Origin of the sequence: Candidatus Pantoea gossypiicola (genome assembly GCF_008632075.1) — a bacterium.
Classification (GTDB): domain Bacteria; phylum Pseudomonadota; class Gammaproteobacteria; order Enterobacterales; family Enterobacteriaceae; genus Pantoea; species Pantoea gossypiicola.
In genome coordinates, this window is sequence record NZ_VWVM01000012.1 from 64,029 (window position 1) to 78,541 (window position 14,513).

General features: G+C 57.5%; 7 protein-coding genes. 6 read left to right on the top strand and 1 reads right to left on the bottom strand.

The window, feature by feature from the left end; genetic code table 11:
• Nucleotides 1-4 precede the first annotated feature (4 nt).
• The 5 genes from bcsB to F3I20_RS15690 all read left to right on the top strand — a co-directional run bounded on the left by bcsB (nucleotide 5) and on the right by F3I20_RS15690 (nucleotide 11,129).
• Complete coding sequence (gene bcsB / locus F3I20_RS15665; protein WP_150013311.1) at nucleotides 5-2,293, top strand: cellulose biosynthesis cyclic di-GMP-binding regulatory protein BcsB; 2,289 nt, start codon at nucleotides 5-7, stop codon at nucleotides 2,291-2,293.
• Complete coding sequence (gene bcsC / locus F3I20_RS15670) at nucleotides 2,286-5,753, top strand: cellulose synthase complex outer membrane protein BcsC (protein WP_150013309.1); 3,468 nt, start codon at nucleotides 2,286-2,288, stop codon at nucleotides 5,751-5,753. Before bcsB ends, bcsC begins: the two co-directional genes overlap by 8 nt.
• A 117-nt stretch (nucleotides 5,754-5,870) precedes the next feature.
• On the top strand, nucleotides 5,871-7,877 hold the full coding sequence (hmsP, locus tag F3I20_RS15675) for a biofilm formation regulator HmsP (protein WP_150013307.1): 2,007 nt from the start codon (nucleotides 5,871-5,873) through the stop codon (nucleotides 7,875-7,877).
• 225 nt (nucleotides 7,878-8,102) lie between these two features.
• A complete protein-coding gene (locus F3I20_RS15680; protein WP_150013305.1) occupies nucleotides 8,103-9,392 on the top strand; it encodes a dicarboxylate/amino acid:cation symporter in 1,290 nt (429 codons plus the stop codon).
• A gap of 246 nt (nucleotides 9,393-9,638) precedes the next feature.
• A complete protein-coding gene (locus F3I20_RS15690; RefSeq protein ID WP_150013303.1) occupies nucleotides 9,639-11,129 on the top strand; it encodes a M16 family metallopeptidase in 1,491 nt (496 codons plus the stop codon).
• Nucleotides 11,130-11,131: 2 nt separating this feature from the next.
• Here F3I20_RS15690 and F3I20_RS15695 read toward each other — a convergent pair whose 3' ends face one another.
• Entirely contained in the window at nucleotides 11,132-12,004 is an 873-nt protein-coding gene (locus F3I20_RS15695; RefSeq protein ID WP_013359660.1) for an alpha/beta hydrolase, read from the bottom strand.
• Nucleotides 12,005-12,496: 492 nt separating this feature from the next.
• On the opposite strand from F3I20_RS15695, the gene msbA reads away from it, so the two are divergent.
• Nucleotides 12,497-14,254, top strand: coding sequence for a lipid A ABC transporter ATP-binding protein/permease MsbA (gene msbA / locus F3I20_RS15700; RefSeq protein WP_370452851.1), 1,758 nt, complete (start codon nucleotides 12,497-12,499; stop codon nucleotides 14,252-14,254).
• Nucleotides 14,255-14,513 lie beyond the last annotated feature (259 nt).

The following is a 14,513-nucleotide window of genomic DNA, read 5'->3' on the forward strand; positions in this document are numbered from 1 at the left end:
TGATATGACAACAACAGGAATAAACAGGTGGGTCGCTGCACTGCTGCTGGGCTCGGCAACGCTAAGCTGCGCTGTGGCGCAGGAGAGTGCGCCGATCATGGCCACTGGAGAAACGGCGGTGCAATCGTTGCCCCAGCAGCCTGCCGCGCCGCTGCGTAGCAGTCAGCTGAGCTTCGTTAAGCTGGCACCGCCGCCGGGCAGCATGACGCTGAGCGGAACCCGCCCCAGCGGGCAGATCGAGTTCGGGGTGCGCAGTGATGAGGTGGTGACACGTGCGCTGCTTAATCTCAGCTACCGGCCTTCGCCTGCGCTGCTGCCCACGCTGTCGCAGCTGAAAGTCTATCTCAACGATGAGCTGGTGAGCCTGATCACCCTGACGCCGGAACAGCCTGGCAAACAGAATCAGATGCAGCTGGCAATCGATCCCCGTTTTATCACCGACTTCAACCGCGTGCGCTTTGAGCTGGTCGGACACTACGCCAACATCTGTGAAAATCCGGCCAACAGCACCATCTGGCTCGATATCGGCAAAGAGAGCGGTCTGGATCTGACGCTACAAAAACTGCCGCTGAAAAACGACCTGTCTCATTTCCCGGAGCCCTTTCTTGATACGCGCGACACGCGGCCGCTGACCCTGCCGATGGTGTTTGCTGCCCGGCCAGACGTTAACCAGCAGCGTGCCGCTGCGATCCTGGCCTCCTGGTTCGGCAGCAAAGCCGCCTGGCGCGGACAGCATTTTCCTGTGCTCTACAATCAGCTGCCGCAACAGCAGCATGCGGTAGTGTTTGCCACCAACGATGCACGCCCGGATTTCCTGAAAAATTTGCCGCCGGTGATGAAGCCGACCGTGACGATGGTAAGCCAGCCTGACAGCCCCTATGAAAAAATGCTGCTAATCCTGGGACGCAACGACGACGATCTGCTGACGGCGGTGCAGGGGATTGCGCAGGGCGAGCTGCTGTTACGCGGCGACAGCGCGACCATCGACCGCGTCACACTGCTGGCACCGCGTCAGCCCTATGATGCGCCAAACTGGGTGCGGACCGATCGCCGCACCACTTTTGCAGAGCTGACGCAGTATGAAAACCAGTTACAGTCTGACGGACTGCAGCCCAACCCGATCAGTCTGACGCTGAACCTGCCGCCCGATCTCTTCCTGGTGCGCGCGCGCGGTATCGATATGGATCTGAGCTATCGCTACACCTCGCCTGTTCACCCGGATGGCTCACGACTGGCCGTTAACCTGAATAATCAGTTTATTCAGGACTACCCGCTGGTGCCGAAAAACACTGCCGGGCAGCAACTGCTGCATATTCCGCTGATTCAGGGAATGATGGACAAGAATCATGAGCTGCTGATCCCGGCGCTGCGGCTGGGCGTGGTTAACCAGCTGCGCTTTGATTTTGACTATGCCAATACTTTTATGGGGGGCACCGCCGACGGGCGTTGTGAAACCGTGACGCCGGTAGGACATCATGTGGTGGTGGACGACAATTCCAGCATCGACTTCTCTGGCTATCGCCACTACATCGAAATGCCCTCATTGCAGAGCTGGGCGAATGCGGGCTTCCCGTTCAGTCGCTACGCCGATCTGGCCCAGACGCTGGTGCTGGTCCAGCCGAACCCTGATGCACAGCAGGTGAGTACACTGCTGAATGCGCTGGGCAATATGGGCGCGCAAACCGGCTATCCGGCGCTGCGCGTACAGCTTACCAATGACTGGGGTACGGCGAAAAAGCAGGATGCGGATCTGCTGATGATCGGCGATATTCCTAAAGATCTTCAGGATGACCGTCGGATCACGGCGCTGGTCGACGCCACCGCCAGCTGGCTGAAAACCCCGGCGCGCAAGGTTTCTCAGCCTGTTCAGCCGCTGAGTGAGGCTGAAAGAGCAGCGGAAAGTACCACAGCCATTGGTTCACGCGGCCCGCTGGCGACCGTGATCGGTTTCCAGTCGCCGTTTTACGATCAGCGCAGTGTAGTGGCACTGCTCGCCGATGGCAGTCCGCGTAGCTGGCAGTTGCTTGATGAGGCGCTGGCTGACAGCGGCAAACGCCAGGCGATCTCAGGCTCCACGGCGATTATCCGTGAGTCGGGCGTCAACAGCCTGCGCGTTGGAGAGACCTACTTTGTCGGCCATCTGCCGTGGTGGGAACGTCTCTGGTCACTGCTCTCTTCACATCCCTTCTGGCTGGCACTCTGTGCGTTCTTAGTGGTGGTGCTGTTCGCGCTGATGACATGGCGTCTGATGCGAATTATTACCCGTCGTCGTTTACTGGATGAAGATGAATAACGCTCAGTTATTGCGGACAGGCATGCTGCTCGGCGCGCTAAGTGCGCTGCCGGGAATGGCCGCGTCCGCTGACCGATCGGAAGTCTCGCCGGTCGACTGGCTGCTGACCCAGGTCCGTACCGGCGAGTCGACCAACACATACGATTTGGTACAGCAATCGCTTTATCGGCTGGAGAAAATCGATCCTGATAATCCCCAGGTGCTGGCGGCACGTCTGCGGCTGGCGCTGCATCAGGGCGATATCGCCAGCGCGCAATTGCTGCTGGATCAACTGAAAAAGGTTGCACCTGATTCGGCAGAAACGCGCGAATCCGCTGTCGGCCTGGCGCTGACCTCATCCGATGGACGACAGCAACTGCAGCAGGCACGTCTGCTTGCCACCTCGGGACGACTGACCGAGGCGAAAAGCGCTTATGATGCGCTGTTTAATGGCGTCTTCCCCGATCCCAATACCGCCCTGGAGTACTGGCGGCTGCTGGCGCGCCTTCCCGGTCAGGAGGGGATGGCTTATCAGCAGCTTCAGGCACTGGAACAGCGCTATCCGGGCAATATCGGGGTTGAGCTACAAATTGCGCGTATGGCGTTTAATCAGCAGCAGCCAGAAAAGGCGATAGCGCAGCTGAAAAAGCTGGCAAACAGCAATGGCGGGCGTGCCGCTGCTGCCGACCTCTGGCTGCAGCAGATCACCGATCAGCCGATCAGCGACAGCAGCGTGGCACAGCTTAAAGCTTATCTGGCCGTTTTCACTGAGGGCGATGCGCACCAGCAGGGCGCAGAGGCGCTCGCGAAGCAGCAGACGACGCTGGCCGATCCCGCTTATCGGGAACGGATGAGGGCGCTGGCGCTGGTTGACGCAGGCGACGTGAATAACGCGATGACGACCCTTAACCGGGCGCTGAAAGCGAATCCCGACGATGCCGAATTAATGGGCGCAATGGGACAAACTCAGGCCCGCGCAGGTCATCGTGATGCCGCCACTCTCTGGCTGGAACGCGCCATTAAAGCGGGTCAGCAGAGCACGCTGATCGGCAAATGGCAGTCACTATTGCAGAGCAATCGCTACTGGCTGGCGATTGAGCAGGGCGATAAAGCGCTGGCACAGCACGATATCGACGCTGCCGAAAAGCACTATCGCGCGGCGCAAACGTATGACAGCAGCGACAGCTATGCCCTGATTGGCCTGGGTGATGTGGCGATGGCGCGCAAAGAGACGGCGGCGGCTGAACAGTTCTGGCAGCGCGCGCGACGGCTGGATGGCACCAATATTACCGCAGTGCGTCGGCTGGCGGGGCTGTATCAGACGGTGTCGCCCGCTCGCGAAATGGAATTTATTAATACCTTGCCCGCTGCACAGCAGCGCGCACTGGCCGATACAATCCGGACGCTGCGCAGCGACAGCCTGCGTGCGGAAGCGGATGCCCTGGCGCAGCAGGCGCGCTGGTCGCAGGCCGCAGAGAAATATCGCCAGGCGCGCGAGCTGTCACCGGATGACGTCTGGCTCAGTTACCGGCTGGCGGGGGCACTGCGTAACAGCGGAACCGGACAGCAGGCGGATGCGGTAATGCGCGCACTGCCGCAGCAGCATCCTCAGGACGCCACCGCGCTGTATGCGACCGCACTCTGGTTCTCAGGCAATGATAACAACAGCGAGGCGATGGCCACGCTGCATCGGCTGCCCGACGCGCAGTGGAGCAGCGATATGCGCGAGCTGGCTGACCGCCTGAAGCAGGATCAGATCTTTGCCCAGGCTGAGGCGCTGCGCGCCGCCGGGCAGGAGCAGGCAGCGGTGACGCTGCTTCGGCAGCAGCCGGTTTCTACCCGGCGCGACCTGATGCTGGCCGACTGGGCGCTGGAACGCGGTGAAGCGCAGCAGGCGCTGGCGGATTATCAGCTTGTGCTGTCGCGCCAGCCGGATAACGGCGATGCGGCGCTGGGACGGATCGAAGCGCTGGTTGCCCTGCAGCGCACCCGCGAAGCTCGCCAGGCCCTGATGCTACAGCCGCCGGTGCAGGCCAGTGTCAATGCGGATCGCCGTGCTGCGCTGGCGTGGCAGGCGGTGGGTGAAACCACGCGGGCTGCCGCGCAGTTTACCGATCTGAAACAGCGCGCTGCCGTGCTGCCGCCTTCGCAGGACAAGGCGCTGGTGTTTCGTGATGCGGCACGGCTGGAGGGGGCGCAGCAGCAGCCTGAACAGGCGCTGGCAGACTATCGTCAGGCGATGACGGCCAGCGGTATCGATAGCCGTGGCAATATCAGCCGGGCAACCCGCAACAATCCCCAGGATGACTGGCTGAAGCGCAGCCTGCGCAGCGACACGGCCGATCTTTACCGTCAGCAGCAGACCACGCTGACGGTGCAGCAGGACTATTCACGCAACAGCGGTACTGGCGGAATCTCCGATTTTACGGCGCACACCACCATGCTGCAGGCGGAACATCCGTTTGCCGATGGCCGGGGCTTTGTCCGTCTTGATCGGGTGGATGTCTCCGCAGGCACCTTTTCCACCCAAAACGGCAGCATCGACGCCCTGTTTGGCAGCTGTGACGACGCCAGTTCGGGCGGCTGCAGTCGCCAGACCCGCCAGCGCGATGAGGGCACGGCGCTGGCCGCGGGCTGGCATAACGCGACCTGGTCGGCTGACCTCGGTACCACGCCGCTGGGTTTTGAAGTCACTAACTGGACCGGCGGCCTGAGCTGGAAAACCGATGTGAAACAGCTCGGCGTCACACTCACTGCCTCACGCAGGCCGATAGCCAGTTCGCTGCTCTCCTATGCCGGGACGCGCGATCCTGCAGCCAACGGGGGCAAAAGCTGGGGTGGCGTGGTGGCCACGGGCGGCAGCATCGGGCTGAGTTACGATCAGGGCGGCGCGCATGGCGTCTGGGGCGACATCAGCGCACATCAGATCACCGGTAAAAATGTCGCCGATAACAGCCGTGAACGACTGATGGGCGGCTATTACTATAAGCTCATCAACAGCGACAACCGCCGTGCGACCGTCGGGCTTAACAGCATGCTCTGGCACTATCAGAAGGATCTCAGCGATTACACCTTCGGCCAGGGCGGTTACTACAGTCCGCAGCAGTATCTCTCCTTTTCTGTGCCGGTGACCTGGCGGCAGCGGACAGAGAACTGGTCGTTTGATCTGGGCGGCTCCGTCTCCTGGTCACATTCGAAAACCAGTGCGCAGCAGCGCTATCCGGTTAATCCGGGCTATACCCTTGCCAGTAATCCGTCTTCTGCCAGCAGTTCCGGCGGCGGTACGGGCTATACGCTGCAGGCAGTGATTGAGCGACGGCTGACGTCGAGCTGGTTTATTGGGGCGGGTGTCGATATTCAGCAGGCGAAGGATTACACCCCGAGTCATGGTTTGCTCTATGTGCGCTATGCTGCCGGCGGCTGGGAAGGCGATCTCGATATGCCGCCACAGCCGCTGATCCCTTACGCAGATTTTAAATAACACGGAACGGGAAAAAGCAGGACTTTTCAGACGGTAAAAAAGTCAGTTTATGGGATATACTGGCGGGCATTGTCCTGTCTGCTATCTGGGCTTTTTTCATCGTCGGGAGAGAATTTTTTGCGCGTAAGCCGATCACTTACGATAAAGCAGATGGCGACAGTTTCGCTGGTTGCGGTTATCACCATCAGTATCTTTATCGTCATCCAACTGTTTCATTTTGTGCAGCAGCGCAGGATTGACTACGCCCAGCAGATGGAAAATATCGCGCACACCGTCCGCCAGCCGCTGTCGGAAGCAGTGCTGCGCGCCGATATTTCTCAGGCCGAACGCATTCTTCATTCACTGAAGCCTGCCGGTATTTTATCGCGCGCCGACGTGGTGCTGCCTAATGCGTTCCAGGCCCTGCACGCCGATTTCGAGACGGAAAAACCGGTGCCGCTTCTGGTGGCCCGTCTGTTTGAGCTGCCGGTGCAGATTACCCTGCCGCTCTATTCGGTCGAAAATACCGGGATGCCGAAGCCGCTGGCCTATCTGGTGTTGCAGGCTAACTCGACGCGCGTCTACCAGTTTATCCTCAGTACCCTCTCAACCATGATCATCACCTATCTGCTGCTGGCGCTGATCCTCTCCGTGGCGATCAGCTGGTGCATCAACCGGCTGGTGGTGCATCCGCTGCGCAATCTCTCACGCGAGCTGCAGGAGCTGCCACCGCAGTCGATTCTGACGCATAAACTGACCCTGCCGCAGAGCCACCGCGATGACGAAATCGGCATGCTGATCCGCAGCTATAACCGTAATCAGCAGGTGCTGGAGTCGATTCATGACGAGATGAGCCGGCTGACGACCCATTTTGCCGTCACCGATCTGCCTAACCGTACGCTGTTTCTGGCGCTGGTCGAACAGTTCATGTGCAACCCTGAACAGTCATTGGGTCTGATGGTGATCCGCATTGAAACGCTGCAGGAAGCCAATGGCGTCCTGAGCGATGAGCAGCGCGATACGCTGATGCTGACGCTGGTGGAGAAAATCCGGCATACGCTGGATGACCATACCCTGCTGGCGCAGACCGGTGTCAGCGACTTCGTGCTGTTAATGAAGCGTGCCAGTAATCCGTTCCGTGCGCTGCGCCTGGCGCGTAACCTGATGATTCGCCTGAATCAGCCGGTCAACCTGCATCAGCTGCAGCTGCGTCCTAACGTCAGTATCGGTCTGGCGCTGCGCGACGATAAGCCGCTGAACGCGAATGAGCTGCTTGACCGCGCGACCTCGGCGATGATGTCGGCTCGCCATCAGGGCAAAAACCAGATCCTGTTCTTTGACGCCGCGCTGACCGAGCGCGCCCAGAAGCGTCTGACACAGGAGCATGACATTCTGCAGGGGCTGCACGATGAGCAGTTCGCCCTCTACCTGCAACCCCAGGTGGATATGCGCACCGGTAGGTTAACGGGTGCAGAAGCGCTGCTGCGTATGCGCCAGCCTGATGGCAGTTACGGTCTGACCGAAGAGTTTATTGCCAGTGCCGAAGAGATTGGCGTGATTAGCGCGATTGGCCGCTGGGTGTTTGAAGAGGCGTGCCGCATTCTGGCTGGCTGGCAGCGACAGGGCATGATGCTGCCGCTGAGTGTGAATATTTCCGCTGTGCAACTGCGGGATACCGGCGTGGTTTCTCATCTGCAATCTTTGCTGGCGCGCCACCGCATTGCGCCAGGCACCCTGGTGCTGGAAGTGACAGAAACGGCTCAGCTTGACGATGCGGAACAGGCGATGTCGATGCTGCGACTGTTGCAGCAGACCGGCGTGGCGGTGGCGCTGGATGATTTCGGCATGGGCTATTCCAACCTGAACTATCTCCATCAGCTGAAAGCGTTGCCGGTTAACAAACTGAAGATGGATCGCAGCTTTGTGGCGGCACTGCCGCATGACGACACCATGGTCCGCATCGTGGCGGCCATCGCCGAGATTATCCATCTGGAGGTGATTGCCGAAGGGGTGGAAACGGCGGAGCAGCGCGACTGGCTGCTGGCACGCGGTATCGCTATCGGTCAGGGCTATCTCTATGCGGAAGCGCTGCCGGTGAGCCGCTTCAACCAGACCTGGATCGAAAACTCCTCACTGCCGCAATAATTGCCTGATTCATTGATTTTGCGAGAATTTTAGTTACAAAACCCCTTGCTGAAGCGTTTCAGTTCAGAATTACGATCCCAGGGTTTCCTGGGCGTTTGTCACCCTGTATTAATCACGTAAACAGAGTGTTATTTTCGGGTTACTGTCAGGCGTCACCTCTGTTGCCCGCCAGTCACAATAACGAATCCGACAACATCACCTCACGGCGTTAGTGGACACCTGTTTATGAAAACCTCACTTTTTAAAAGCCTTTATTTCCAGGTGCTGATGGCGATTGGCATCGGCGTTTTGTTAGGCCATTTTTACCCAGAAATAGGGACCCAGATGAAGCCGCTGGGAGATGGCTTTGTTAAGTTAATCAAGATGATTATCGCCCCGGTGATTTTTTGTACCGTGGTGACCGGCATTGCAGGCATGGAAAGCATGAAAGCGGTGGGACGGACCGGCGCAGTTGCCCTGCTCTATTTTGAAATTGTCAGCACCATCGCGCTGATTATCGGCCTGATCGTGGTGAACGTCGTGCAGCCAGGTGCCGGGATGAACGTTGATCCTGCCACGCTGGATGCTAAAGCCGTGGCGATGTACGCCCAGCAGGCAGAACAGCAGGGCATCGTTCCCTTCCTGCTGGATATTATTCCTAACAGCGTGATTGGCGCTTTTGCCAGCGGCAATATTCTGCAGGTATTGCTGTTCGCCATTCTGTTTGGTTTTGCTCTGCATCGTCTGGGTAACACCGGCACGCTGATTTTCAACGTGATTGAAAATTTCTCAAAAGTCATTTTCGGCATCATCAACATGATCATGCGTCTGGCACCGATAGGAGCATTTGGTGCAATGGCGTTCACTATCGGTAAATATGGCGTGGGATCACTGGTGCAGCTCGGCCAGTTGATCATCTGCTTCTACATCACCTGTATTCTGTTTGTGGTGATCGTGCTGGGGCTGATTGCGCGTCTGTTTGCCGGATTCAGCATCTTTAAGTTTATTGCCTACATCAAAGAAGAGCTGCTGATTGTGCTGGGTACATCCTCTTCCGAGTCTGCACTGCCACGCATGCTGGATAAGATGGAGAAACTGGGCTGTAAGAAATCAGTGGTCGGGCTGGTGATCCCCACCGGTTACTCCTTTAACCTCGACGGCACCTCGATTTACCTGACCATGGCGGCGGTGTTTATCGCTCAGGCGACCAATGCGCACATGGATATCGTCCATCAGATTACGCTGCTGGTGGTGCTGCTGCTCTCCTCGAAAGGCGCAGCGGGGGTAACCGGAAGCGGATTTATCGTACTGGCGGCGACGCTCTCTGCGGTAGGCCATCTGCCAGTGGCAGGTCTGGCGCTGATACTCGGTATTGACCGCTTTATGTCCGAAGCGCGTGCGCTGACTAACCTGATCGGTAACGGTGTGGCGACCGTGGTGGTGGCGAAGTGGGTCGATCAGCTGGATCGTAAGCAGTTGAACGACACGCTGGCAGGCCGTAATAAGGAGAATAAAGCGTCTGAATCTTCAATTTAATCATTGAATTTCACTTAAATCCCCACAAATGCCCGCTGTCGCTTGCCCTGACAGCGGGCATTTGCATAATGAACCCCACTTGTTTTTTTTGACGTTTTTCACTTCGTTGCGCGACATCCTGAGCTTCCTGTGGTCAAACACTCTGTTGTTGGATAACAGCGCGATTCGGCGTCAGCCGATTCGTTAATAACAGCGGCAATATGCGCCAGTGATAACGATATTTGAATTATTTGAGTAGGGGTTCACATGCAGGGCACCAGAATTCGGCTTTTGGTTGGTGGATTAGTGCTGGCAGGCAGCTTTGGTCTCCAGGCCGAAACGCTGCAACCGGATCCGGCCTGGCAGGAAGGCAAGCTGGATAATGGATTTAACTGGCAGTTACTGGCCACACCGCAGCGCCCCAGTGACCGCATTGAACTGCGGCTGGTGGTGAACACCGGTTCGCTGGTGGAAAGTGCGCAACAGACCGGCTTCAGCCATCTGTTGTCGCGTCTGGCGATGGTGCACAACACGGCGCTCGATACGCAGCAGCAGCGCGCGCTATGGCAACAGGCGATGGATCCTCAGCATCCGCTACCGCCCGTTATCGCCTCCTATAACACCACCCAATATAATCTGAGTCTGCCGAATAACCGCCCCGAGCTGCTGAAAGAAGCGATGAACTGGCTGGCGGCCACGGCGGGCAATATGGCGATCACTGAAGAAGTGGTTAACACCGCGCTGGCCGCCTCCGATCCGGTGGCGACCTGGCCGAAAGATCCGCAGGATGTCTGGTGGCGCTACCGTCTGAAAGGCTCCGCGTTACTGGCGCACGATCCCGCTGCACAACCCCGTGCACCGGTGGATTTAACCCAGCTCAGCGATTTTTATCATCAGTGGTACACCCCGGACGCGATGACGCTCTACGTGGTAGGCAACGTCGACAGCCGTAACCTCTCTGAACAGATCAACAAAACCTTCTCGGCGTTAACCGGCAAACGTGAAACCCCTGCGCCACTGCCGACGCTGTCGCCGCTGCCACATGAGCCGGTGAATCTGGTCAGCAGCAACATGACTCAGGATCGTCTGTCGCTGGTGTGGGATACGCCATGGCAACCGATTCGTGACTCCCAGAATCTGCAGCGTTACTGGCAAAGCGATCTGGCCCGTGAAGCACTGTTCTGGCACGTTCAGCGTGCACTCAGTGACAGTAAGGCGCAGGGCATCCAGGTCGGATTCGACTGCCGGGTGCTCTATCAGCGTGCGCAGTGCTCCATCAACATGGATGGACGTAATGAAAATCTGGCGCAGAATATGAATCTGGTGGCACGTGAGCTGGCGAACGTGCGTGACAAAGGTATACCGCAGGAGGAGTTTGATGCGCTGATGGCGCAGAAGCTGCTGGAGCTGAACAAGCTGTTTACCACTTATGCCCGCACCGACACCGATGTTCTGATGAGCCAGCGCCTGCGCTCGCAGCAGAACGCCGTGGTCGATATCGCGCCGGAGCAGTACCAGAAGCTGCGTCAGACTTTCCTGGCCGGCCTGACGCGCGAACAGCTGAATCAGGAGCTGCGCCAGCAGCTGACGCAGGAGCTGATGATGGTTCTGATTCAGCCGGAAGGCGAAGCAGAAACCAACGTAAAAAGCCTGCAAAACAGCTGGGACAAAGTGATGTCACCATCAGCGGCACCGGCGACCAGCAATGAAGCCAGTCCGCCGGATAGCAACGTCAAAGACGTTCCGCCCGCCGCGTAATGTCAGGTTTTTGCCCTGAGCCACTCGGTCACTAACATCGGCCAGCTGGCGAGGGGCAAATCTGCCACGCCACGGATACCAAATCCGTGTCCGCCTTTCTGATAGAAATGCACTTCTGCCGGAACTTTATGCTCACGCAGCGCGCCGAAAAACGCCATGCTGTGATTCACGGAGACATCATCATCGTCGGCGGCGTGGATTAGCAGCGTCGGCGGCACCAGCGGATGAACCCGGGTTTCCATTGAGTAGGCTTCAATCGTTTTCTGATCGGGCCACGCACCCAGCAGGCGGGTTCTGGCACCTTCATGAGCGATGCCGTCACGCATGCTGATCAGCGGATAAACTAATACCATTGCATCCGGACGCGGCGAGAAGTTCTCTGCGCCATCCTGCACCGGATAGAGTTTCTCTGCGAAACGCGTTCCCAGGCTGGCCGCCACGTGGCCACCCGCCGAAAAGCCCATCATCACAATGTATTTACCGTTCAGGCCACGCTGTGCCCGATCACGCAGGACGCGAACCGCACGCTGCGCATCGGCCAGCGGTGCGTCGGGACCTTCGTGATGCCCGTCATAGGGCAGGCGATAGGTCATGACCGCCAGGGTGTAGCCCATGGAAGTAAAGAAGGTGGCCAGCGCGCTGCCTTCACGATCGATCATTACACGCTGATAGCCACCGCCCGGTGCGACCAGCAGGGTAATGCCGTTGGATTCGACCGGATGCCAGATCGCCATCTCCGGGCAACGCACGCCGGTAGCAGCGCGATCGTAAGGTTCATACTCTTTTGCCATATCGACAATCTGCGGCTCGGCGCGCGAGTCGCTGGCGCCTGGTGCATCGCCGTGTGGCCAGATATTAATAATTTCTGTGTGCATAAATAGATCCTGATGCGGGGAATATTTTAATTGTTTTGTTCGCGGCCGGAGAGAACAGCATCCTGCTGTCTTTTGATTAAAAGATGGTCTTTTTTCAGGCGGTCGTCCATCCGAAAAGGGCGAATCTGACCAGATTCGGACTATGCCTGGAGAGCGATCTGTTTGTGTAACTGTTTAATATTAATCAATAAATTATAAGAGGAATTAAAGAGCGTTGCCGCAGCGTGTCTGTTATTAACCGCTAATTTTTAGCTTAAGGTAAATAGCTGGCACGGGCCGCTTTATTAGCCGCAATTTACCGGATATCACGCTGTTTGCTGTTAAGGTGACATAATGCTTTTAGTACCAGAGTTTTCTCTGCCTCTATGGTGAAATTAATGTGCCAGTCTCATCTGGGAATGGCCAGCATCCTTTACCACGCGGCAGTTTCCGGTTGGTTGACGCGGTTTAACATAACATCATCCGTCTGTTCACAACGGTAAGATGCATGTCATGTTTGATACCAATCTCTCTACCAGACAAACCTTTGGTCGCCTGTGGCCGATGATTTCTCCCTTCAGGCTGGGGCTATTGGTCGCGGGTGTTGCCCTGATCGTCAACGCCGCCATAGACCCGTTTATGCTGACGTTACTGAAGACGCTGCTCGACGATGTCATTGGCCAGAAAAATCCCGGTATTCTGGTCTGGATGCCGCTGGTGATTATCGGGCTGATTCTTATCCGCGGTGTCAGCGGCTATATCTCCAGCTACTGTATCTCCTGGGTATCAGGCAAAGTGGTGATGGCCCTGCGTTGTCGGCTGTTCAGTCACATGATGGGCATGCCGGTATCGTTCTTTGATCAGCAATCAACCGGCACGCTGCTCTCCCGTATCAGCTACGACTGCGAACAGGTCGCGTCTTCCTCTTCCGGGTCGCTGGTGACGGTGGTGCGTGAAGGGGCCTCGATTCTTGGTCTGTTTGTCATGATGTTTTATTACAGCTGGCAGCTTTCCCTGATCCTGCTGGTGCTGGCTCCCATTGTGTCGCTGGCGATCCGCATCGTCTCCCGGCGCTTCCGCCGTATCAGCAAAAATATGCAGAACACCATGGGGCAGGTGACCTCTCATGCCGAGCAGATGCTGAAAGGGCATAAAGAGGTGCTGATGTTCGGCGGTCAGCAGGTTGAGACCGACCGCTTCAACCAGGTCAGTAACCAAATGCGTCGCCAGGGAATGAAAATGGTCTCGGCGACCTCACTCTCCGATCCGATTATTCAGCTTCTTGCCTCGTCAGCACTCGCCTTTGTGCTCTATGCGGCCAGTTTTCCCTCAGTGATGGCCACGCTGACCGCAGGCTCAATCAGTGCGGTGTTCTCCGCCATGCTGATGCTGATGCGTCCGTTAAAGTCGCTGACCAACGTCAATGCCCAGTTTCAGCGCGGCATGGCGGCCTGTCAGACGCTGTTTGCGATTCTGGATATGGAACAGGAGAAGGACGAAGGTACACGCGTGGTTAAGCGCGCCACCGGCAACATTGAGTTTCGCGACGTCACCTTTACCTATCCGGGGGCGGAAACACCGGCGCTGCAGCATATCAATCTGACCCTTCCCGCCGGTAAAACCGTGGCGCTGGTCGGCCGTTCCGGTTCGGGGAAATCGACCCTCGCCAGCCTGCTGACGCGCTTTTACGACGTCAACAGCGGCGAAATTTTGCTGGATGGACATGATCTGCGTGATTACACACTGGCCTCGCTGCGCGAGCAGATGGCGCTGGTCTCTCAGCATGTTCACCTGTTCAACGACACGGTGGCCAACAACATTGCCTATGCCCGTACCGATGTCTTCAGCCGCGAGGAAATTGAAAAGGCGGCAGAGATGGCTCATGCCATGGAATTCATTAATAAAATGGATAACGGACTGGATACGATGATTGGCGAAAATGGGGTACTGCTGTCGGGCGGACAACGGCAGCGCATTGCGATTGCCCGCGCCCTGTTGCGCGACAGCCCGATTCTGATCCTCGACGAAGCGACCTCGGCCCTGGACACCGAGTCTGAACGCGCGATTCAGTCTGCGCTGGAGACGCTGCAGCAGAACCGGACCACGCTGATCATCGCTCACCGGCTCTCGACCATTGAAAAGGCTGATGAAATTCTGCTGGTAGAAGAGGGAATGATTGTTGAGCGCGGCTCGCATCAGCAGTTGCTGCAACAGAACGGCGCGTATGCGCGGCTCTATCAGATGCAGTTCAGTCAGCCGCTTTGTGCGTAAGAGGCACGAATGCCAAAAGCTAAAGCTAAAGCAGAGTGAACCCAACCGCAATAACAAGGCTCAACGCGCAGGAAACCGGTCAGAAGAGGAAAGCGTCCCGTAGCCGGGCCGAGCAGTCAGGCACTGCCTTAGCATCTTTCCGAACTGACCCGTTTCCCTGTGCAGGCGCGCGCTCACAGCGACTCAGCCAGGCATAATCAACAGCCAAAAAATGCGCCTCTGGGCGTATTTTTCGTTATCTACATTTGCAGACCGATCT